Consider the following 21,466-nt stretch of genomic DNA (forward strand, 5'->3'; position numbering starts at 1 on the left):
CGGTAGGTCGCCTGCCGCGTTCGAGGTGGTCGGAATGAGACAGTGGTGGGACGCCGGAGCGTGTGCTTCGGCGTCCCATCGACCCGAAGAGGACGTCTTGTGAGCCCCGCCGCACGCAGAACCCGCCTGTCCATCGCCGTGACCTCGGCGGCGAGCGCAGCTCTCGTGCTGGCCGGCTGCAGCTCGACCGTCACCGGCTCTCCCGAGCCCAGTGCAGGTGCCACCACCTCGTCGCCGCAGTCCGGCGTGGATCTGAACACGCTGCTGATCGACCCGTCCAGCTTCCCGGCACCGTACGACGCCCTGGTGCTGCCCCAGCAGGCGATCTCGCAAGCCGCACCCGATCTCAGCGGAATTCCTGCCGGTGCCGAGGTCAGCCCGGCGGGATGCAAGCCCGCCGACCAAGATTTCGGCCCGACGGGCACGGCCATGATCGTCGGCACCGACAACGACAGCCGGTCCACCATCTCGATCGAGTTGACCGCGGTGGACGAACCGCTCTCGGCGCGCAAGGAGCAGCTCGAACAGTGCGGCGAGGTGACCGCAACCAAGTCCGGCGCGACCTCGACGGTGACCTCCACTCTGACGCCTGCACCGCCCATCGATGCGGACGACACATTGGCCGTCCGGCAGACCGTCGCATCGGGAGCAGGCGGCGACGCCGTCACCCAGTCGATGCTGACACTGATGGCCCAGGTCGACGGAGTGCGAGTATCGGCCACGTTCATGTCGTTCGGCTCGGGCACGCCCGATGCGATGACCCTCGACGAGCTGTTCACCGCGGCAGTCCAGAAAGTCGGCCAGAGCTGACGCAGCACTAGCAGACGGCACCGACACGAATCGGTCGGACACAGCGCCGGCGTCGCGATTCATCCACAGCGCGGCAGTTCTCCACAGGGCAGTACGAAAGCCCAGGTCGAGACTCTTTCGATCGTCGGGACCCCGGCCAGGATTCTCCGGTATGTACACACCGACGAACTCTCACGGCAACTTCGACTCCCGCCATCGCGTACGGCTCGGTCACCCGAGCGACCTGATCACAGCGGTACCGGCCATGCTCGGGTTCCACCCGCACCGATCGATGGTGCTCATCGCGGTCAAGGACGGCGGTGCGAGCGTCGGACCCACGATGCGTCACGACCTCGTCCTGGCCGGCGATCACATCGATCGGCGCGCGGGCAGTCACACTCGCGCGACCCCGGAGATGCTCGACGTCATCGCCTACCTGGCCGGCTACTGCGCGATGGAGAACATTCCCGCCGTGATGGCGGTGTTCGTCGACGACAGACTCGATCGAACCGTCCGGACACCGCATCTACTCGACGTGGAAGCGTTGGTGACCGAACTCGACGCCACACTCGCTTCGTTCGGAGTGCAGCTCGGTGAGGCCCTTGCGGCGTCGGAGATCGCGGAATCCGCCGACTGGTGGACGTTGCGCGGACCACAGCGGCACGGCCTGATGTCCGATCCGTCGGCGTCGCCGATGACCGTGGCCCGCGTGCTCGACGGCTACTCCGTCCGACGATCCAGGTCCGAGCTGGCCGAGACCATCGTGCCGGGCCCCGACGCGACCGTGCGGGCCGTTGCCGCCGAGATCGCGCGACAACGACGGGACGGGGTTCGATCTCGTACCGACGAGCTGACGTCGGTGCTGTCGTACGTCGCGCGAGCGCCGTACGACAGCGAATTGGATCCGACCGACATCGCTCGGATCGCACTCGCGATCGGTCATGTCCAGGTGCGAGACGCACTGCTGGCCCTGACTCTCGGTGACGACGCGGGATTCGTCGAAGAGTTCTGGGCGAGGATGTCCTGCGTCCTGCCGAAGGCCGAACGAGCCATCGCCGCAACACTTCTGGCCTTCAGCGCGTACGTCCGCGGAGACGGACCGATGGCCCGCATCGCGATCGATGCGGCACTGGAAGCCGACGAGAACTACTCGCTGGCGCGACTGTTGGACCGGTCGCTCAGCGCCGGCGCAGGTCCCGAGCTCGTTCGGGAAGTGGCCGAGAGCGGCTTCGCGTGTGCTCGCGCCTGCGGAGTTCGGCTCCCCGGCGACCCCTTCGGGCGACGGTGACAGCAGTCGAGCACATCGACGATCGGCAGGCGAGTGGGTCAGCGCGCCGCGTGCGACCGATCGCCGAGCTGTTGCAGGAATGTCCACGCATCGGCCACGATCCGATCGAGATCGGTCAGCTCCGGCGTCCACTTCAACTCCTCGACTGCGCGCGAGCTCGAGGCGATCAAGACGGCAGGGTCACCGGCACGACGGGGAGCATGTTCGACGGCGATGGGCAGACCGGTGACGCGCTCGCAGGACGAGATGACCTCGTGCACGGAGAATCCGGTGCCGCTGCCGAGGTTGTAGATGGTGTGCTCGCCCGGTTGTGCGGCATCGACAGCGAGTATGTGCGCCTCGGCGAGATCGGCAACGTGGATGTAGTCGCGAACAGCCGTACCGTCCGGAGTGGGCCAGTCGGTGCCGAACACCGAGATCTTCTCGCGCTGCCCGAGTGCGACCTGGAGCACGAGCGGAATCAGGTGGGTCTCGACGACGCGATTCTCTCCGAAACCGTTGTAGGCACCGGCGACGTTGAAGTACCGAAGGCTCGTGGCGGCGAGGCCGTAGGCCGCGGCGTACGACGTGATCGCGTGATCTATCGCGAGTTTGGTGGCACCGTAAGGGTTGGTGGGGCGGGTGGGTGCGTCCTCGGTGATGGGGGTCTTCTCGGGCTCGCCGTACGTGGCGGCGGTCGAGGAGAACACCAGCTTCGCGGTACCGGATGCTCGAATGGCATCGAGCAACGCCAGCGAGGTGACGACGTTTCCGCTCCAGTACTTGTCGGGCGAGACCACCGACTCGCCGACGAGAGATTGCGCGGCGAAGTGCAGGACAGCGTCGAACTCACCGCCGATCAGTACGTCCGCAGCGACGTCCTTGATGTCGCCTTCCACGAATGTGGCACCACCGGGCACGGCTTCCCGGTTACCGGTGGACAGGTTGTCCACGACCACGACCTCATGACCGCGCTCGACGAGCACAGCCGCGCAGACGCTGCCGACGTAACCGGCACCACCGGTAACCAGAAGCTTCACTGTTCGTTCTCCCTCACACGCGTCCGAAGCCGTCGTCGGTGTGAGGTCAGACCTTCTTCACCTGGACGGCGTGCGCCATTTCCTCGGATATGTCGACACCACTGTGTCCTGGCACCGTGATCGTGACCGACCCGGGCTTGGCTTCGACTGTAACCCGAGCATCGGGGACCACGCCTGCTTCGCGAAGCTGAGCGATGACCTCCGGGTCGGACTGAACGTGCTCGGCGAGGCGTCGCACGACGACAGCGGTCGGCTGGCCGACGGGCATATCCGTGAGGCGGATGAGAGCTTCCGGTGCCAGAGTCGACTGGCCGAGACCGAGTTCCTCCAGACCGGGGATCGGGTTGCCGTACGGCGAAGTGGTCGGGTTGTTCAGGACGGTGACCAGACGTCGCTCGACCTCCTCGCTCATCACGTGTTCCCAACGGCACGCCTCGGCGTGCACGTCTTCCCAGCGCAGACCGATGATGTCCACGAGCAGACGCTCGGCCAGACGGTGTTTGCGCATGACTGCGACCGCCAGGCTTCGGCCCTTCTCGGTCAGCTCGAGGTGTCGATCGCCTGCGACGGACAACAGCCCGTCTCGCTCCATCCGAGCAACGGTTTGGCTGACGGTGGGACCACTCTGTTCGAGCCGTTCGGCGATTCTCGCGCGGAGCGGAATCACGCCCTCTTCTTCCAAATCGTAGATCGTCCGGAGGTACATCTCCGTGGTGTCGACCAGATCCTTCACACTCAACCCCTTCGTCGGGCTCGATCCTACCGTCAGCGCCCCGAAATGAGCGCTGCACCCAGCCGCAGCGGGCGCGGCGCACCACAACGGCGTACGCCGTTTCCCATGGCTTCTCACAAGGGGACTGTGGGGACAACACCGGAACCCGGCAACACCATCCCGTCCGACAACGTAGTTTTGTCCGTATGTCTGATCAGGCGACACGCGCCGCCGCGTCCATCCCGAACCGCCCCGAGGACATCGTCGTGTGGAGCGCGGATTACCTCGGCTACCGGTGGAGCGACGACCACCCGATGAATCCGACTCGACTCGATCTGACAATGGCACTCGCCACCGACATCGGCCTGCTCGCGGGCGTCGAACTCGTCGAGCCCACTGCCGCGCCGGATTCCGAGCTCCTCCGATTTCACACCAGCGCCTACATCGAGGCCGTCAAACAGGCACCGTCGCAGGGCCCGGCTCTGCGTGATCCCGACGACGTCGTCCACGGACTGGGTTCCGACGACAACCCGGTGTTTCCGCAGATGCACGAGGCGAGCGCAATGCTCGCCGGTGGCTCTCTGGCCGCCGCCCGCGAAATCGCGTCGGGACGTGCTCGACGCGCGGTGAGCATCGGCGGCGGCATGCACCACGCGATGGCCGACTGGGCCTCCGGCTTCTGCGTCTACAACGACGCCGCGATCGCCATCTCGTGGTTGCTGGACAACGGGTTCGACCGGATCGCCTACATCGACGTCGACGCTCATCACGGGGACGGCGTTCAGGCGGCATTCCTCGGTGACCCGCGGGTGCTCACCGTCTCGTTGCACCAACATCCGGCGACGCTGTGGCCGAACACCGGATGGTCGACCGAGGTGGGAGCCGAACGCGGTGAGGGAACCTCGATCAACGTTCCATTGTTGCCCGGCACCGCGGATCGGTTGTGGCTGCGCGCGTTCCACGCGATCGTGCCGGGTGCGATCGCCGCGTTCGCGCCTCAGATCATCGTCAGCCAGTGCGGTGTCGACAGCCACCGCGAGGATCCCCTCGCGGACCTGGCCCTGACCGTCGACGGCCAGAATGCGGCATTCCTGGCCATGCGTGATCTGGCGGACAAACATTCCGAGGGTCGGTGGTTGGCCGTCGGCGGCGGAGGGTACGGCTTGGTGCGCGTCGTTCCACGGGCCTGGACCTACCTCATCGCTGCCGCGCTCGGTCGCGACATCGACCCGATGTCGGCGTTGCCGGACACGTGGCGGGAGCGAGTACGGACCATGGCACCGAGTGTCGACCTCCCGCAGACGATGGGTGACGGGGGAGACGTCGACTATCCCGCCTGGGACGGACCCGGGGGATCCCTCGCCGGGACCGACGGCACCGACAGGGCGCTCGAACGCGTCGACTCGGCCATCATCGCCACCCGTCGAGCAGTGTTTCCACTGCTCGGACTCGATCCGGAGGACCCGCGTGACTGATCCGACCGACAGCCCCTCGGACGAGGAGCCGGCCGTTGCGGCGTCGGACCCGAGTGACAAGGAACCGCGTGACCAGGAACCGAGCGACCAGGAACCGAGCGACAAGGACCTGGCCAGGGAGCGAGCGGAAACATCCTTTCCGCGGCACTGGGTTGCCGACGTCCTGACCTCCGACGGCGGTGTGGTGCACCTGCGTCCCATCGTCCCGTCGGACTCCGAACGGATCGTCGCATTCCACGGCCGGTTGTCCGAGCGGACGAGATACCTGCGGTATTTCGGCCCGTACCCCACGATGCCGCAGCGTGACGTGCTCAACTTCACCACGGTCGATCACCACGACCGGGTGGCGTTCGTCGCAGTGCTCGGTGACGACATCATTGCGGTCGGCCGCTACGAGCGACTGCCCGAGGGGGACGGCAACTCCGCCGAGGTGGCTTTCGTCGTCGCCGACGCGCACCAGGGCCGCGGGCTGGGTCCGATCCTGCTCGAACACCTCGCGGGAGCGGCCGCCGAGAACGGGGTGAACATGTTCGTCGCCGAGGTGCTCGCCGAGAACCGGAACATGGTCACCGTCTTCCGGGAGGCGGGGTACCAGGTCAGCAGGTCCTTCGAGGGTGGTGTGCTGCGACTGGAGTTCGCCATCGACCCCAGCGAAGCTCTGCTGTCGGTGCGCAATTCCCGTGAGCGTGCCGCCGAGGCCCGCAGTGTGCGCAACGTACTGAGCCCACGATCGGTGGCCGTGATCGGAGCGTCGACGGACAGCTCGAAGGTGGGCAACGCCGTTCTCGCGAATCTGCTGGCGGGCAACTTCACCGGGCCCGTCTATCCCGTCAACGCCGACCATCGTTCGGTTCGCGGGGTCCGCGCCTACGCCACGGTGCACGACATCCCGGATCCGGTCGATCTTGCGATCGCCGCGGTACCGGCCGATGCGATCGACGCGGTACTCGACGACTGCCTCGACAAGGGCGTCAAAGCGTTGCTGGTGGTGTCGGGTGGATTCGGTGAGACCGGACCTGCGGGGCAGGAGAGCGAGCGACGGCTGGTGCTCGCGGCGAGGGCGCACGGAATGCGGTTGATCGGGCCCAACGCGCTCGGTGTGGCGAACACCGATCCCGAGTTCGGTCTGAACGCCACTCTGGCTCCGCATCTGCCCACTCCGGGCAACGTCGGGTTCTTCTGTCAGTCCGGTGCCCTCGGCATCGCGATTCTGGACGAGGCCGCCAACCGCAGGCTCGGACTGTCGACCTTCGTCTCGGCCGGAAACCGCGCCGATGTGTCCGGTAACGATCTATTGCAGTACTGGGATTCGGACCCGGCCACCGAGGTGATCCTGCTGTACCTCGAGAGCTTCGGTAATCCCAGGAAGTTCACCAGGATCGCCCGACGGGTGGCGCGCAGCAAGCCCATCATCGCGGTCAAGAGCGGACGCGGGGCCGTGCCGCCCGCACACGCGATCGGTGCCGACATCGACGACTCGATCGTGCGCGCACTGTTCGCTCAGGCCGGAGTCATCCAGGTCGACACCATCTCGGAACTCTTCGATTGCGCGGTGCTCTTCGGAAACCAGCCGCTGCCCGTCGGACCGAGGGTTGCCGTAGTGGGAAACTCGACTGCGCTCGGCGTGTTGGCGGTCGATGCTGCGCGGGCCAAGGGCTTGCATGCGAGCAGCCCGATCGATGTCGGTCCGCAGGCCGGTCCCGAGGATTTCGCCGCGGCGGTGTCGTCGGCACTGGCCGCGTCGGACATCGACGCTGTCATCGTCGTGTTCGTACCCCCGGTGGCGGTGGAGGTCGAGCCGTTCGCGACCGCGCTCGGCAACGCCGTCCGTGGATCCGACAAGCCCGTACTCTCGACGTTCCTCGCTACCGAGGGCATTCCGGACGTCCTGGCGGTCCGCGGGCCGGGTGGATACCCCATCCGCGGTTCGGTGCCCTCGTACTCGAGCCCGGAGCGAGCGGTTGCTGCCCTCGCCGCCGCGTGGCGCTACTCCGCGTGGCGGTCGCGACCGGTGTCGAACCTGGTCCGCCCCAAGAGCATCGATTCCGAACGCGCCAAGCAGCTGGTCGAGGGCTGGCGTTCGGCAGGCAGTCACGGACGGTGGCTCTCCGATTTCGAAACCGCCGAGTTGTTGGGCTGCTACGGCCTCGACGTCGTTGCTTTCAGGACGGTGACCGACGAGGACGAGGCCGTCGCAGCGGCAGACGAACTCGGCTACCCGGTGGCGGTCAAGGCGACCGGTGAACGGTGGCGGCACCGGCCGGATCTCGGCGGAGTGCGACTGGACATGGCGGACGCGTCCGCGGTGCGGGTGGCGTATCGCAATCTGGCGGCAGACTCGGGCGAGCCGTTGTTGCACGTCCAGCGCATGGCGGTCAAGGGAATCGGCTGCGTCGTACGCGTACAGGACGACCCGTCGTTCGGATCGCTCATCTCGTTCGGTCTGGCCGGCGTCATCTCGGACCTGCTGGGCGACCGTGCCTATCGGGTACTTCCGCTGACCGAGGACGAGGCCGCGCAGCTGATCGACGCGCCCAAGGCGGCTCCGCTGCTGTCCGGATATCGCAATGCGGTGCCCGTCAACAAGAACGCATTGATCGACCTCGTACAGCGAATATCTGCACTGGCAGAAGACATCGCCGACATTCGTGAGATCTCCTGCGAGCCGGTTCTGGCGTCCGCCGACGGCGCACAGATCACCGATGCTCGCGTCCGCATCGGTCCGGAACCGACCAAGGCCGATCTGGGCCCGCGTCGATTGCGCTGACCGAGACCGGCTTCGAAAAGGCAGAAGCCGAGTCGACGTCCCAGGGGGAGAGGACGTCGACTCGGCTACCGCACGAGGTGACGCGAGCGGGGATGATCACCGCTGCGCCACCGGTCGGTGGTGACGTTCAGCTGGCGTAGGACCGCAGCTTCTCGGCGCGGTCGCCCTGCCGAAGCTTCACCATCACCTCGCGCTCGATCTGACGGACACGCTCACGGGAGAGGCCGAAGAGCTTGCCGATCTGATCGAGGGTGCGGGGCTGTCCGTCGTCCAGGCCGTAACGGAGACGGATGACCTGCTGCTCCCGCTCGTCGAGAGTGCCGAGAACGACGCGAACGTCGCTGTGCAACAGTCCGGCGATGACGGCATTCTCCGCGGACGTCGCCTCGGAGTCCTCGATGAAGTCGCCGAGGGGTGCTTCCTCGTCGCTGCCCACCGGCATGTCCAGGCTCACCGGGTCGCGACTGTGGTCGAGCAGGTCGGCGATCTTCTCCACCGCGATACCCGATTCGCTCGACAGCTCCTCGTCCGTTGCCTCGCGGCCGAGCTGCTGATGCAGTTCACGCTTGATCCTGGCCAGCTTGTTGACCTGTTCGACCAGGTGGACAGGCAGCCGGATCGTGCGGCTCTGATCTGCCATTCCGCGGGTGATGGCCTGACGAATCCACCAGGTCGCGTAGGTCGAGAACTTGAAGCCCTTGGCGTAGTCGAACTTCTCCATCGCGCGGATGAGTCCGAGGTTGCCCTCCTGGATCAGGTCGAGCAAGGGCATACCGCGTCCGGTGTAGCGCTTGGCAAGAGACACGACCAGGCGAAGGTTCGCTTCGAGGAGATGGCTGCGGGCGGCACTGCCGTCGCGAACGATGATGGCGAGGTTGCGCTTCTTGACCGCGCTCAACCTCTTCGTGTTCTCGAGAACCTGCTTCGCATACAGACCAGCCTCGATCCTCTTGGCCAGATCTACTTCCTCGGCAGCCGTCAGCAACGCGGTGCGGCCGATTCCGTTGAGGTACACGCGAACGAGATCGGCTGCTGGGCTCTGGGCGTCCAGATCGGCGTCGGTCGGCCGTGGACGAATCGTGGTGCTGGGGCTGGTCATGACTTGCCTCCTGGTCGGTGGTGTCTCACAGGGTTCAACGCTCGGGAGACTCCGATAAGTTCCCACGCCGATCCGGTGGATACCCGCGTGACCAGGGATTACGTCATGTTCGTCCTGAGAAGTTGCTGAGAAGTGAAACCGCCGGGAACGGTCGCTCTCGTGGGGTGACGTCCGGGACTCATCGGGCCGGCAGAACCAGGCCGTGCCGGACGAGCCCCTGCATCATCGTCACCGCATGCTGTGCCAGTTCCTCTGCGTCCTCGTCGTGCGCAGCAGCGAGCAACTCCACCAGTTCACCGACCGGTAGGCCATCGGGTCGCAGCCCGGCGAGCAGAGCCGCACCGAGTTCGTCGACGTCGTGCTGCCACTGCGGGCCGTTTCCGCGATGGACTCGCACCGCTACCGGAGCCCAGCCCTCGTCGCCGGGGAGATATACCCGTTCGAGTGCGGTGTTCGGTTCCAGAGTCAGCACCGAGTCGAGGATGTCGTGCTCTCGCAGCCAGTCCAGCCGCGCGAAGTACTCGATCGCTTCGTTGCCCAGCGGGTCGGAGAAGCCGTGCGTGAGCTCCTCGGCCAGAAGGTCGGTCGGCGCATCGGTACTGCGGAGATAGACGAACCCGAAACCGATTCCTTCCACGTCGGCGGCAGCGAAGTGATCGAGCCAGGACTGTGCCACCGCGGCCGCGTCGGGATCGCGGGGATCGAGTCCGCCGTCGCGCATCCACGTGCCCACGTACAGCGCGGGATCGGCGACGTCACGCTCGACGACCCAGGCGTCGATCCCGTGCGCGGGAAGCCACGACGCCACGCGAGCACGCCAGTCCTCGCCGCGGACGTGCACCCACGAGGCCAGGATGGCAGCGGTACCACCGAGCGTCAGATGGTCCGGGGCCCGGCCGATCATCAGAGCGCTCGCGCCGTCGAGATCGAGGCCGGAATCGCGGTACGAATGCAGCACTTCGGCGCGGCCGACGACGAACGGCGGGTTGGCGACGATGCGATCGAATCGACGCCCGGTAACCGGCTCGAACCACGAACCGTGCAGAAACTCGACGTCGAGGCCGTTGAGCGCCATCGTCGCCGCCGCGAGGTCCATCGACCGCGGACTGATGTCCGTTGCGGTCACCTGCGCCGCATAGTCGCAGGCGTGGACGGCCTGGACGCCGCAGCCGGTACCGACGTCGAGAACACTGGTCACGGGGGACGTGGGGGTTCCCCTCAGCAGCGACAACGAGGCCTGGCCGACGCCGAGCACGTGGTCGCGAGCAGTCTCCGCGACGCGCATGCTGCCGTCCGGATCGGAGACGATCCATCGGGTTCCGTGTCCGGCGTCGAGCGGTCGAATGTCGAGCAGCGTCCGCACCGTGGACCCGGAACGGGTCAGGATCCCGGCCGAGACGGCGTCGTCGACCGTCAACGGCGCGATGGCGTCGGCGACGTCGGACTCGGCGCAGTCGTCGACGAGCAGGAACAGGCGTACCAGAACACCCAGCGCGCCGCCGTCCCGACTGGCGTTGCGCACCGGCACCGGTTCGCTGCGACCGAGGGCAGCATGGGCGTCGTCCCCGAGCAGCGTCAGCACGCCGTCGGCGTCGTACCCCGCCCGCTCGAAGGCATCACGAAGATCGGCGCAGGCGAGGACGAGCGGGGACGTGGAGTTCGGTGCAGTCACGACGCAAGTGTCGCATCGGCGAGAGCCGGTGCGTCAGTCGTCGCCCGCTTCGATCACCCGGTGGTTGCTCGATTCCAGTTGCGGCCGGTCGACGGTCCGGTAGTCGTACCGGCTCATCTCGTCCTTGGTGCGGGGCGGCCGATCGTTGGCGATCAGCACAGCCATCCACGGCAGAGGAATGGACGCTCCGACTATCGCCATGGAGATCCACGGGTTCATCCACATCCCGTACGCGATGGCAGCCAACACCAACGCCGGGATGCGGAAGGACATGATGAACATGTATTTGCGGACGCGAGCTTTGTGCTGCTCCTCGACCGACTGCTGCGCCTCGGTGATAAGGACGGGCCCATCCGGCGAGTCGCTGTACGCGCTTCCGTCGAACCCTGGGGTTCTCGTCATACCTCCACTGTGGCACTACTGCTCACAGAATGCTTGCAACGAGCTTGTGCAACCGGTTACCCCTCGATGGGGATCCACGGATTAATCTGTGTTCATGAGCACTCAGACGAAGGACCGTCCCGATATCGCACCGGACGAAACCACGGAAGACGACCGGCCGAAGTTCTTTCATTACGTGAAGAAGAACAAGATTGCCGAGAGCGCGGTGATGGGTACGCACGTCGTCGCGCTGTGCGGTGAGGTGTTTCCCGTCACCAAGTCGGCGAAGCCCGGATCACCGGTGTGCCCGGACTGCAAGAAGGTCTACGAGGGCCTGAAGAAAGGCGACTGAGCACCGTCTCCCGGGTGTCGGTCGGGGGTCGGCTCGGGACGCCCCGAGCGGGCGCGGTCGCCGGACAGTTTGATCGGCCCCGTGGCCAGCCGTCGGGCGACAGCGGTCACCGGCCCCGACGGCTTGTCGTCGGTTGCGGTCTGCGCTGCGATCCACTCGCGCATCTGGTCCATTCGTGTTGCCCGTGCAGGCGAGAACTCCTGGATCGTCGCGTTGAACTCGGCCCCGAGCACGACGGCGAAGCCGAGGAAGAACGTGAACAGCAGAAACGCGATGGGTGTCGCCAGGGCGCCGTAGGTGTACCCGGTGCTCGTCACCCAGCCGAGGTATCGACGCAGGACCGCGCTCGCGATCATGAAGAACACCCCGGCCAGCAGAGCGCCGCCGAGGAGACGATGCCACGGCAGCGAGGTGTGCAGAGCAACCTTGTACAGCGTCGTCAAACCCATGATCAGCAGTAGACCGACGGCCGGGTAGTAGAAGAAGTCGACGAGCTCGCTGCCCACCGTGATCCACGAATCCGGCAGGATCTGCTGCACGTACACCGGTCCGAGGGCGACGAGCGGAAGCACGAAGACCGCGATCACCAGGAAACCCACGTAGAGAAGTAGCGCGAAGAACCGCTGCCAGACGGGGTTTCGCGCGTCGGCCTGGCCGTGCGCTTCCACGATGGAATCGACGAACGTCGAGATTGCCGACGACCCGGCCCACAACGAGAGCAGAAAGCCGACGGACACGATCTCTCCGCTGCCCTGAGCGAGGACGTCCTTGACCGTCGGAGCGATGATCTGGTCCACGACGCTGCCGCTGAACAGGGTGTTGCTGAACGTGATGATCTTGGACTCGATGATCTCGACGGTGTTGGGTCCGAACCATCCGCCGACGAGTCCCAGGCTGCCCAGCACACCGAGCAGCAGCGGCGGCAGTGACAGCGTCTGCCAGAACGCGGCCGTTGCAGCCTTGCTGAAGATCGAATCGTCCCACGCTTTGCTCAGAGTGCGCACAGTCACTTTCCACACCGCGTGTAGCGGTTTTCTCGCCGACAATCGTTCCGGTGGTGGAGTTCCGCCTGCAGACTCGCTCATGGTTCCTCCAGCATTCCTGACGAAAGGCGTCTTCGCCTAACAGCCGACTCGCCGTGTCGCATCCGACTCGCCCCAGCGATGCGGGATCGGTCGGTGCGGAGCGATAGGCTCCTCGGCGGACACTGCAGGGCTACCGAGAGCGCGAGGAATTTACATCGATGCCAGGAACCGGCGGCCAGTGAGCGCTGACATGTTCGATCCGACACCACCATCGACCGAGCAGCCTGCCGCTCCCACGAGCGGGGGAGCACCGCTGCGCGCGTGGCAGCGACGGGCGCTGACGAAGTACCTAGTCGCCTCGCCCAAGGACTTTCTCGCGGTCGCAACGCCCGGCGCAGGCAAGACGACGTTCGCCCTCCGTGTGGCTGCCGAACTGCTGGCCCATCGCACCGTCGATCAGGTCACCGTCGTCGCGCCCACCGAACACCTCAAGCACCAGTGGGCGGAGTCGGCGGCCAGGGTCGGCATCGCATTGGACTCGCGCTTCTCGAACTCGACCGGGCAGACCTCGAGCGACTATCACGGCGTGGTCGTGACGTACGCGCAGATCGCATCGCACCCGTTCAAGCATCGGGTGCGCACCGAATCGCGTAAGACTCTCGTGATTCTCGACGAGATTCACCACGGCGGCGACGCGAAGAGCTGGGGTGAAGGCATTCGCGAAGCGTTCGGAGACGCGACCCGACGGCTCGCACTGACCGGTACGCCGTTCCGCAGCGACGACAGTCCCATTCCGTTCGTCAACTACGAACCGGATCAGGACGGCCTGATGCGGTCCAAGGCCGATCACGCGTACGGCTACTCCGATGCCCTTGCGGACGGCGTCGTCCGCCCGGTCGTGTTTCTCGCGTACTCCGGAGAAGCGCGCTGGCGGGACAGTGCCGGTGAGGAGTACACCGCCCGGCTCGGTGAGCCGCTCAATGCCGAACAGACCGCGAGGGCATGGCGCACCGCACTGGATCCGCAGGGCGACTGGATGCCGGCCGTGCTGCTGGCGGCGAACACGCGTCTCGCGCAACTGCGGGCAGGCGGCATGCCCGATGCAGGCGGTCTGGTGATCGCGACCGATCAGACGGTGGCGCGGGCCTACGCGAAGCTGATCGAGGTGATCACAGGGGAGACACCGGCGATCGTGCTGTCCGACGACCCCACGTCCTCGGCTCGCATCGCCGAGTTCGGAAAGAGCGATCAGCGTTGGATGGTCGCGGTTCGCATGGTGTCCGAGGGCGTCGACGTTCCGCGACTGGCCGTCGGTGTCTACGCGACGAGCGCGTCGACCCCGCTGTATTTCGCGCAGGCCATCGGCCGCTTCGTGCGGTCTCGGCGCAAGGGGGAGACCGCGAGCGTCTTCCTGCCGTCGGTACCGGTGCTGTTGGATCTCGCGTCTCAGCTCGAGGCGCAGCGCGATCACATTCTCGGAAAACCGCACCGGGAGAAAGACGTTTTCGACGACGAGCTGTTGGCCGACGCCAACAAGCAGAAGGACGAACTGGGCGAGGAAGAGAAGGCGTACACCTCGCTGGGTGCGGATGCGGAACTGGACCAGGTGATCTACGACGGCTCCTCGTTCGGTACCGCGACGTTCTCGGGCAGCGACGAGGAAGCCGACTATCTGGGTCTGCCCGGCTTGCTCGACGCTAAGCAGATGCGCGACCTGTTGCGTCAGCGTCAGCAAGCGCAGATCGACAAGCCTGCTGCGGGCCCTGCGGTGCCGGCTCCTGCCGTCGTCAACGACAGGGCCACCAGTGCGGGCCAGTTGGCCGGCCTGCGGCGTGAATTGAACAGTTTGGTCGCGGTGTACCACCACCGCACCGGGAAGCCGCACGGGGTGATTCACGGCGATCTGCGCCGTATCTGCGGCGGCCCGCCGACGGCGATGGCGTCGGCCGATCAGTTGGGCGAGCGAATCGCGCAGTTGCGGAAGATGTAGGGCCACGGGCGGAACCGGGCACGAAAAAGACGGACGGTCTGGTGACCGTCCGTCTTCTTCGTGTTCGTCGATCGTGGCGAACCTGTTTCCCCCGACACAAAAGGTGGGTTACACCGTGGAGTCCGATTCGGTCATCACCGTTGCGTTCACTTCACGCAAACGGGCTTCGTGCTCGGTGGCGTGGTGACCGCAGAAGAGAAGTTCTCCACCGGTCGAGAGCACGACACGCGCGCGAGCCCCTGCACCGCACCGGTCGCACCGGTCCGCTGCTGTCAATTGTGGGCTGGTCAATGTTCCGGGCATGACTCCTCCGTACTGGCTTGCGGGTTGTCCCGTTCGCCTGGGGCCGGTCCGCCGCGTCGGTATGGCGCGGTTCGTTCACTCTGTCAGACGTATGGCGGTCACGCGTTGTTCCCGAGCGCGTTTCTTTGTGTTGTCACTAACACGAAACATGTCCCACGAGCAGGAACATCTCCCAGAGTGTTCGCTGAGAGCTGATACCGGTTCACGCGAGCCACGGCAGTAGGGTCGCCGATGTGTCTTCGACTTCCACTTCGCTCTCCGGTGCATCGAAGCTCGGTATTCCATCCCTGTTCGTCATCGGCGCGGTGTGTATGTACGTCGGTGCGGCGATCGGTGTGTTCCTGTTCGACGTCGTCGATCCGGCCGCGGTGGCGTGGCTGCGCGGCTTCGGTGCGGCGCTGGTGCTGGTGCTCTGGCGACGGCCGTGGCGGCGTAGGGCGGGCACCGGCGGGGCGTGGACCGTGCGTCGGGCGATCACGGCCGCCGCGTTCGGCGGTGCGACGATCGGCATGAACGCAATGTTCTACGAGGCGATCGCCCGGCTTCCCCTCGGCGCGGCGGTGGCCATCGAGTTTCTCGGGCCGATCGCGGTCGCTGCTGCCGGGTCGAGAAGGCCTGCCGATGTGTACGCGTTGCTCCTGGTGGTGGCCGGTGTCGGGGCCATCGCTTCCGCGCAGTTCGAGGGCGGCGAGGTGGGGCTGGTCGGGATCGCGTTCGCGCTGGGCTCGGCGGCCCTGTGGGCTGCCTACATCGTGCTGGGCAAGTCGGTTGCCGACGCAGGCCAGGGACTCGACGACATGGCTGCCGGGTTCGGAATCGCATCCGTACTCCTGGCCGTGCCGTTGTTCGGACCGTTCGCGGCCGCGCACTCGGATGCGTTGGGAGACTGGCGGATCTGGGTTCTCGGATTGGGCGTCGGGCTGCTGTCGAGTGTGGTTCCCTACGTGCTCGATCAGTACGTCCTGGTGCGAGTGGGCCGGGCGCGCTTCGCATTGTTGCTGGCGCTGCTTCCGGCGACGGCGACGGTGGTCGGTGCCGTGGTGCTGACCCAGATTCCGACGGCTCTCGAGGCTCTGGGAATCGTGGCTGTCATCACTGCCGTCGTCGTCGGTGGCCTGCCGGCCCGCAGAGATCGTGGCGTTGCCGACATTCCACCGCCCTGAGCCGCACTCGACACTGCAGAATGGAACGGTGACCAGCAAGCAAGACGACCTCGTTCACATCTGCACGGCAGGGGAGTGGCTCGCGATGCGCGGTCGGGCCGACTACACCCCGGACTCGTACGATTCCGTCGGGTTCGTGCACCTGTCCACACCCGAACAAGTGCACCTGCCGGCGAATCGGCTCTTCTCCGGGCGCACGGATCTGGTTCTGCTGCGCATCGATCCGGCTCGTCTGACGGCACCCGTTCGGTGGGAACCGGGGGTACCGACAGATCCGGAGTCGATGGTCTTCCCGCACCTGTACGGACCGCTACCGATCGCGGCCGTGACTGCGGTCGTCGACTATCGGCCGGGGCCGGACGGAACGTTCGGGGTGCCGCAGGTGTGACGGCATCCACGCCGCAAAAAGCAACGACCGCCGATCGGAATGATCGGCGGTCGTTGTTCCAGGTGGATCGAACGAATCAGTCCAGGTAGTCGCGCAGTACCTGCGAACGCGACGGGTGACGCAGCTTGGACATGGTCTTGGACTCGATCTGACGGATCCGCTCGCGCGTGACGCCGTAGACCTGTCCGATCTCGTCGAGGGTGCGGGGTTGACCGTCCGTCAGGCCGAATCGCAGACGAACGACGCCTGCCTCGCGCTCGGACAGAGTCTCCAGGACAGACTGCAGCTGATCCTGGAGCAGCGTGAACGACACGGCGTCCACGGCAACGACGGCTTCGGAGTCCTCGATGAAGTCACCGAGCTGGCTGTCGCCTTCGTCACCGATCGTCTGGTCGAGCGAGATGGGCTCACGCGCGTACTGCTGGATTTCCAGCACCTTCTCCGGCGTGATGTCCATTTCCTTCGCGAGCTCTTCGGGAGTGGGTTCGCGACCCAGATCCTGGAGGAGCTCACGCTGGATGCGTCCGAGCTTGTTGATGACCTCGACCATGTGCACCGGAATGCGGATGGTGCGGGCCTGGTCCGCCATGGCCCGGGTGATGGCCTGACGGATCCACCACGTGGCGTACGTGGAGAACTTGTAGCCCTTGGTGTAGTCGAACTTCTCGACCGCGCGAATCAGACCGAGGTTGCCCTCCTGGATGAGGTCGAGGAACGCCATGCCACGGCCGGTGTAGCGCTTGGCCAGGGAGACGACGAGTCGAAGGTTCGCCTCGAGGAGGTGGTTCTTGGCGCGGTTGCCGTCACGGCAGATCCACGTCATGTCGCGACGCTGCGCAACGGGGAGCTTCTCGCCCTTCTCCGCGGACTCACGCATCTTCTCGACCGCGAACAGGCCTGCCTCGATACGCTTGGCCAGTTCGACTTCCTCTTCGGCGTTGAGGAGGGCGACCTTACCGATCTGCTTGAGGTACGCGCGGACGGAGTCGGCGGACGCGGTGAGCTCGGCGTCCTTGCGGGCCTGACGCAGCGCCTCGGATTCCTCTTCGTCCCAGACGAAGTCGCCGGACGCCTTGTCCTCGGCAGTCGGCTCGGCGGTGGCGTCTTCCTCGGTGTCGTCACCGGCGGCGACCACCTCGACGACATCGTTGGCGGCAGCGGCGAGGTCGCCCTCGGAGATGTCGATGTCCTCGATCCCGGGAGTGCTCTCGTCGGCGTCGTCGGAAGCCGGAGCAGCTGCTGTCTTCTTCGCTGCGGCCTTCTTCGCCGGGGCCTTCTTGGCTGCGGCACGCTTGGCCGGTGCCTTCTTTGCCGGTGCCTTCGCAGCGGGTGCCTTGACAGCAGGTGCAGGTGTCGCAGACTCGGTTTCGGAATCTACGGTCTGACGGATATCGGTGGCTGCCACGTACGCCCTTTCGTGACGAAGTCGTGCGGCGTCACGCCAGAGTTGTTTCCGGCGGAGAGGTCTTCGGATTCGGCCGGCTGCGTACCGGCACACACCATTGTAACGACCTCTCAGGAGTTTGTTACCGACCCTCGCCCTACGCAGGTGGCAACCCGCGTGTCAGCCCAGCGATCCCGCGGACGTACCGGTCTCGGCGGACGGTACGGCGGAGTCCGCTGCGAGTGCGGCACCGACGATCCCGGCAGTGTTCAGCAGGGTTGCCGGAACCACGGGTGTGCGATTGGTCAGGTGCGGAATCCACTTCTCGCTCTTGCGGCTGATGCCGCCGCCGGCGATGAAAAGATCCGGCCACAGCAGCGCCTCGAACGTCTCGAGAACCTTCGAGACCTCCTTGGCCCACTCCTTGTAGGACAGGCCCTGGTTCTCCTTCACCGACGACGCCGCACGATGCTCGGCCTCCTTGCCGTCGATCTCCATGTGGCCGAATTCGGTGTTGGGAAGCAGAACGCCGTTGTGCAGCACGGCCGAACCGATCCCGGTGCCGAACGTCAACAGCACGACGACGCCGTCCCTGCCCTTGCCGCCGCCGTACTTGTCCTCGGCCACTCCGGCTGCATCCGCATCGTTGAGCACGGTGACGTTCTCGGTGCCGATGGCCTTCGCGAACAGCGCGCGGGCGTCGGTGTCGATCCAGGACTTGTCGATGTTGGCGGCCGAGCGAGCGACACCGTTGGTCACCACCGCGGGCAGGGTGACGCCCACCGAGCCGGTCCACTCGAAGTGCGCGACGATCTCGGCCACGGTGCGCGCGACGGCATCGGGGGTCGACGGTTGCGGCGTCTCGATCTTGTAGCGGTCGCCGACGAGCTCACCGGTGCTCAAGTCCACGATTCCGCCCTTGATGCCGCTGCCGCCGACGTCGACGCCGAACCCGTGGCGCGCTGCCGCAGCGGTGGTGTTGTCCGAACCTGCCTGTGTCATGTGGATGCCGCTCCTGGCGTGATCGAATCCGTGTGATGCCGTCGGTTCCGAACAATAGTGTGTTTCGGCGTTCGCGGGACGGTGACGTCACCGGCGGTCGCTGCGGTGGTGCTCGAACGTCGGTGTGTGTTGCGATGTACGTGTGCCGAAACCAGACCGATCGCAGACCGACACCGCCAGTACACAATTGCCGGAAGAGCAGGTGGCAGCAGAGGGATCGAACACCCGCGAGGTGGACGTGCTGCGCGAGGTCGCCGTACGGGTCGCGACGCGAGCCGCCGAGCACGTCAGGCGACGCCGCCCGGAGGTCTTCGGCGGCGAACCGATCGAGGGTGACGGCGCGGTGCAGTCGAAGAGCACGCCGACCGATCCGGTGACGATCGTGGACACCGAAACCGAGAGCGTCCTCCGCGAGCTGCTGGCGCGGCTTCGGCCGCAGGATGCCATTCTCGGCGAGGAGGAAGGCAGCGAGAACGACTCGCTCGACGGCGTGCGGTGGGTGCTCGACCCGATCGACGGAACCGTGAACTTCATGTACGGAATTCCGGCGTACGCGGTGTCGGTCGCGGTTCAGATCGACGGTGTCAGTGTTGCGGGGGCCGTGGTCGACGTCGCCCGCGAGCTCGTCTACTCGGCCGCTCTCGGGCGCGGGGCGACCGTGGAGCGAGCCGACGGTACCCAGGAGCAGCTGCACTGTTCGGGAGTCACCGATGTGTCGATGACGTTGTTGGCCACCGGATTCGGCTACGGATCCGGTCGTCGCGCGGTGCAGGGCGCGATCATTTCCGAACTGCTGCCTCAGGTGCGTGACATCCGCCGGATCGGTTCGGCTGCGCTCGATCTGTGCATGGTCGCGTCCGGAGTTGTCGACGCCCACTTCGAGCACGGGCTCAGTCCGTGGGATTGGGCGGCGGGTGGGCTGATCGCAGCCGAGGCTGGCGCGACGGTCAGGCTGCCTGCTGCCGACAGCACCAGCGCTCAGGGTGCGGTGACGGTGGCCGCTGCCCCAGGGGTCTCGAACGCCTTTCTGGCGGTACTGCGCAGCGCGGGTGCACTCGATCCGATCCCCGGCTGACGCGCCGCCGGTCGGTCAGCAGCGCGATTCGCGTGCTGCCGAAAGCAGATCGGCGTCGAGTGGCGCAGGGGCGGCACCGGGTGCGGTACCGGCGAGCGTGCGCAACACTTCCTCGGCGTCGTCGTTGGGCTGGATCTCGCTGAAGTAGGTACCGAGAGCCAGATCGACCGAGTCGTCGGCGCGGGCATCCTGAATCAGTTCGGCGCACGGCGCGACCAGTGACACGGCACTGGCTGCCGCCAGGCCGGCCGGGCCGAACCGAATCTGGCCCTGGCACTGCATGTTCTGATCGACGTAGACCGGATCGTTGCCGACCTGGACGTCCGGTGCGCTGGCGAAACCGTAATCGATGAGCTGGGCGGCGACGAGAGCTGCCTGACCGCGCTCACCGTTCGCGTTGAAGACGCGCACTTTCGACGCGGACAGGGCGGCAGGCTCGACGTCGAGCAGTGTCGTCGGGTCCACTTCTTCGCCGAGAGGTGCCGGCTGCGTCCCGTCCGTCGCGGCGGTGGTGGTGGGCACGTTGCATTCGGCCGTTGCGGAGGCGGCTTCGGAGGTGGTGAACACCTTGACCCACACCAGCACTCCGAGCAGGGCCAGCACGGCGAAGACCGCGATCATCGGAAACGCGCGGCGTCGACGGAACGGACGACCTCGACCGTCGACCGAATGGCCTTCGGTGATCAGAGAAACCACGGTGATCTTCGCCTTTCCGTCGGCAGTTGCCGAGACCGGTCCACAGAGTCGGTTCACACCGACGCGGTGCCTACTGTAGATGCCCGCGGTCGGTGGGGGCGGCACACTCGGCCGGCACCTCCTCCGATCCCGTGCGCGACGCCCGATTCGGAGCCCGAAACCGGCGACGAGAAGTGTTCTGCGATGCAAGGAATGAAGCCGCACATCCCGGTGTTGATGCGGCGTGCAGCCAGGTGAAGGACCAGTCGGCGATTCGGTTTCTGCTTTGCGACCGGCTTCGGCTATTGTCTGGCGGCCGCGGTGCTTCAAGAATCGGACACCGGTGCACGATCGATCAGGTGAGCGAGGTCTCGATCGGGTTTCAACCGGCGAGTTCTGGGAACTACCCGGTGTAGTTTCGGGCACCGCGCGAAGACGAACGGTTTGAACAGATACGAACATCGGTGGGAGCGAGCAAGCGCCCTCTTCACAGCCGACGGCCACAAGCCGACCACATCGGCAGCTTTCACCACACACACGCACGAAGATGAGGGGTACGAAGACAATGGCAACCGACTACGACGCACCGAGAAGAACAGAATCCGACGATGTGTCGGAGGACTCGCTGGAAGAACTGAAGGCCCGACGCAACGAGGCTCAGTCCGCCGTGGTGGACGTGGACGAATCCGACACCGCGGAATCGTTCGAGCTGCCGGGTGCAGATCTGTCCGGCGAGGAACTTTCGGTTCGGGTCGTTCCCAAGCAGGCCGACGAGTTCACCTGCTCGAGCTGCTTCCTGGTCCATCACCGCAGCCGGCTGGCCAGTGACGCCAACGGTGTACTGGTGTGCCGCGACTGCGCGGCGTGACCTTTTCCTCACAGACCTGATACAGCGGGTCAGGTCTGT

20 protein-coding genes are annotated in these 21,466 nt (G+C 66.0%); 10 read left to right on the top strand and 10 right to left on the bottom strand.

From position 1 onward, the window contains the following. Positions 1-99: 99 nt before the first annotated feature. Both R3P95_RS02410 and R3P95_RS02415 read left to right on the top strand, forming a co-directional pair. Positions 100-810 carry a DUF5642 family protein gene (locus tag R3P95_RS02410; RefSeq protein WP_317547223.1) on the top strand — a complete coding sequence of 237 codons (711 nt, stop codon included), beginning with the start codon at positions 100-102 and terminating at the stop codon, positions 808-810. Positions 811-961: 151 nt separating this feature from the next. Then, on the top strand, positions 962-2,077 hold the full coding sequence (locus R3P95_RS02415) for a DUF4192 domain-containing protein (protein WP_317547224.1): 1,116 nt from the start codon (positions 962-964) through the stop codon (positions 2,075-2,077). A 38-nt stretch (positions 2,078-2,115) separates the two neighbouring features. On the opposite strand, the gene galE is transcribed toward R3P95_RS02415, so the two are convergent. Continuing rightward, on the bottom strand, positions 2,116-3,096 hold the full coding sequence (gene galE, locus R3P95_RS02420) for a UDP-glucose 4-epimerase GalE (protein ID WP_317547225.1): 981 nt from the start codon (positions 3,094-3,096) through the stop codon (positions 2,116-2,118). A 46-nt stretch (positions 3,097-3,142) separates the two neighbouring features. Further along, a complete protein-coding gene (locus R3P95_RS02425) occupies positions 3,143-3,829 on the bottom strand; it encodes a metal-dependent transcriptional regulator (protein ID WP_317547226.1) in 687 nt (228 codons plus the stop codon). Positions 3,830-4,014: 185 nt separating this feature from the next. On the opposite strand from R3P95_RS02425, the gene R3P95_RS02430 reads away from it, so the two are divergent. After that, positions 4,015-5,283 carry an acetoin utilization protein AcuC gene (locus R3P95_RS02430; protein WP_149405898.1) on the top strand — a complete coding sequence of 423 codons (1,269 nt, stop codon included), beginning with the start codon at positions 4,015-4,017 and terminating at the stop codon, positions 5,281-5,283. 109 nt (positions 5,284-5,392) lie between these two features. Next, complete coding sequence (locus tag R3P95_RS02435) at positions 5,393-8,050, top strand: bifunctional acetate--CoA ligase family protein/GNAT family N-acetyltransferase (protein ID WP_094642396.1); 2,658 nt, start codon at positions 5,393-5,395, stop codon at positions 8,048-8,050. Positions 8,051-8,177: 127 nt separating this feature from the next. Here the strand turns inward: R3P95_RS02435 and R3P95_RS02440 are convergent, their stop codons facing one another. The 3 genes from R3P95_RS02440 to R3P95_RS02450 all read right to left on the bottom strand — a co-directional run bounded on the left by R3P95_RS02440 (position 8,178) and on the right by R3P95_RS02450 (position 11,223). Continuing rightward, positions 8,178-9,149 (bottom strand): sigma-70 family RNA polymerase sigma factor, encoded by a 972-nt coding sequence (locus R3P95_RS02440; RefSeq protein WP_032377730.1) that lies wholly within the window; start codon positions 9,147-9,149, stop codon positions 8,178-8,180. Between the two features lie 178 nt (positions 9,150-9,327). Next, on the bottom strand, positions 9,328-10,821 hold the full coding sequence (locus tag R3P95_RS02445) for a DUF7782 domain-containing protein (protein WP_317547228.1): 1,494 nt from the start codon (positions 10,819-10,821) through the stop codon (positions 9,328-9,330). 33 nt (positions 10,822-10,854) lie between these two features. After that, a complete protein-coding gene (locus R3P95_RS02450; protein ID WP_068050653.1) occupies positions 10,855-11,223 on the bottom strand; it encodes a DUF3099 domain-containing protein in 369 nt (122 codons plus the stop codon). Between the two features lie 94 nt (positions 11,224-11,317). On the opposite strand from R3P95_RS02450, the gene R3P95_RS02455 reads away from it, so the two are divergent. Then, on the top strand, positions 11,318-11,554 hold the full coding sequence (locus tag R3P95_RS02455) for a DUF3039 domain-containing protein (RefSeq protein ID WP_068050652.1): 237 nt from the start codon (positions 11,318-11,320) through the stop codon (positions 11,552-11,554). Here R3P95_RS02455 and R3P95_RS02460 read toward each other — a convergent pair. Next, positions 11,527-12,639 carry a YihY/virulence factor BrkB family protein gene (locus R3P95_RS02460; protein ID WP_068050651.1) on the bottom strand — a complete coding sequence of 371 codons (1,113 nt, stop codon included), beginning with the start codon at positions 12,637-12,639 and terminating at the stop codon, positions 11,527-11,529. The two genes, R3P95_RS02455 and R3P95_RS02460, sit on opposite strands and share 28 nt — an antisense overlap. A 190-nt stretch (positions 12,640-12,829) precedes the next feature. Between R3P95_RS02460 and R3P95_RS02465 the strand changes: the two genes are divergently transcribed. Then, the gene (locus R3P95_RS02465) at positions 12,830-14,569 is read left to right on the top strand and encodes a DEAD/DEAH box helicase (protein ID WP_317547324.1); all 1,740 of its coding nucleotides are present in this window, start codon (positions 12,830-12,832) and stop codon (positions 14,567-14,569) included. A gap of 108 nt (positions 14,570-14,677) precedes the next feature. On the opposite strand, the gene R3P95_RS02470 is transcribed toward R3P95_RS02465, so the two are convergent. Further along, positions 14,678-14,872, bottom strand: a complete 195-nt coding sequence (locus R3P95_RS02470) for a DUF7455 domain-containing protein (RefSeq protein WP_027496884.1) — start codon at positions 14,870-14,872, stop codon at positions 14,678-14,680. Between the two features lie 233 nt (positions 14,873-15,105). Between R3P95_RS02470 and R3P95_RS02475 the strand changes: the two genes are divergently transcribed. Together R3P95_RS02475 and R3P95_RS02480 are read left to right on the top strand one after the other, a co-directional pair. Then, positions 15,106-16,035: an EamA family transporter gene (locus tag R3P95_RS02475; protein WP_317547229.1), complete on the top strand. Its 930-nt coding sequence runs from the start codon at positions 15,106-15,108 to the stop codon at positions 16,033-16,035. Positions 16,036-16,063: 28 nt separating this feature from the next. Further along, positions 16,064-16,423, top strand: a complete 360-nt coding sequence (locus tag R3P95_RS02480) for a DUF952 domain-containing protein (RefSeq protein ID WP_269596111.1) — start codon at positions 16,064-16,066, stop codon at positions 16,421-16,423. A 76-nt stretch (positions 16,424-16,499) separates the two neighbouring features. Here the strand turns inward: R3P95_RS02480 and R3P95_RS02485 are convergent, their stop codons facing one another. Continuing rightward, positions 16,500-17,828: an RNA polymerase sigma factor gene (locus R3P95_RS02485; protein ID WP_068050647.1), complete on the bottom strand. Its 1,329-nt coding sequence runs from the start codon at positions 17,826-17,828 to the stop codon at positions 16,500-16,502. Positions 17,829-17,987: 159 nt separating this feature from the next. Then, on the bottom strand, positions 17,988-18,809 hold the full coding sequence (gene ppgK / locus R3P95_RS02490) for a polyphosphate--glucose phosphotransferase (RefSeq protein WP_149405894.1): 822 nt from the start codon (positions 18,807-18,809) through the stop codon (positions 17,988-17,990). 187 nt (positions 18,810-18,996) lie between these two features. Between ppgK and R3P95_RS02495 the strand changes: the two genes are divergently transcribed. Then, a complete protein-coding gene (locus R3P95_RS02495; RefSeq protein ID WP_373455163.1) occupies positions 18,997-19,884 on the top strand; it encodes an inositol monophosphatase family protein in 888 nt (295 codons plus the stop codon). Between the two features lie 15 nt (positions 19,885-19,899). Here the strand turns inward: R3P95_RS02495 and cei are convergent, their stop codons facing one another. Beyond that, complete coding sequence (gene cei / locus R3P95_RS02500; RefSeq protein ID WP_068050645.1) at positions 19,900-20,580, bottom strand: envelope integrity protein Cei; 681 nt, start codon at positions 20,578-20,580, stop codon at positions 19,900-19,902. Between the two features lie 544 nt (positions 20,581-21,124). Here cei and R3P95_RS02505 point away from each other — a divergent pair. After that, positions 21,125-21,427 carry a DUF4193 domain-containing protein gene (locus tag R3P95_RS02505; RefSeq protein WP_019664051.1) on the top strand — a complete coding sequence of 101 codons (303 nt, stop codon included), beginning with the start codon at positions 21,125-21,127 and terminating at the stop codon, positions 21,425-21,427. The last annotated feature ends 39 nt before the right edge of the window (positions 21,428-21,466 follow it).

It is taken from the genome of Rhodococcus cercidiphylli (genome assembly GCF_033042225.1).
Lineage (GTDB): Bacteria > Actinomycetota > Actinomycetes > Mycobacteriales > Mycobacteriaceae > Rhodococcoides.

Coding starts and splice junctions, on each gene's coding strand:
- R3P95_RS02505 (WP_019664051.1), top strand. CDS start 21,125: ATGGCAACCGACTACGACGCACCGAGAAGAACAGAATCCGACGATGTG.
- R3P95_RS02440 (WP_032377730.1), bottom strand. CDS start 9,149: ATGACCAGCCCCAGCACCACGATTCGTCCACGGCCGACCGACGCCGAT.
- R3P95_RS02470 (WP_027496884.1), bottom strand. CDS start 14,872: ATGCCCGGAACATTGACCAGCCCACAATTGACAGCAGCGGACCGGTGC.
- R3P95_RS02450 (WP_068050653.1), bottom strand. CDS start 11,223: ATGACGAGAACCCCAGGGTTCGACGGAAGCGCGTACAGCGACTCGCCG.
- ppgK (WP_149405894.1), bottom strand. CDS start 18,809: ATGACACAGGCAGGTTCGGACAACACCACCGCTGCGGCAGCGCGCCAC.
- R3P95_RS02415 (WP_317547224.1), top strand. CDS start 962: ATGTACACACCGACGAACTCTCACGGCAACTTCGACTCCCGCCATCGC.
- R3P95_RS02465 (WP_317547324.1), top strand. CDS start 12,830: ATGTTCGATCCGACACCACCATCGACCGAGCAGCCTGCCGCTCCCACG.
- R3P95_RS02460 (WP_068050651.1), bottom strand. CDS start 12,639: ATGAGCGAGTCTGCAGGCGGAACTCCACCACCGGAACGATTGTCGGCG.
- R3P95_RS02430 (WP_149405898.1), top strand. CDS start 4,015: ATGTCTGATCAGGCGACACGCGCCGCCGCGTCCATCCCGAACCGCCCC.
- R3P95_RS02455 (WP_068050652.1), top strand. CDS start 11,318: ATGAGCACTCAGACGAAGGACCGTCCCGATATCGCACCGGACGAAACC.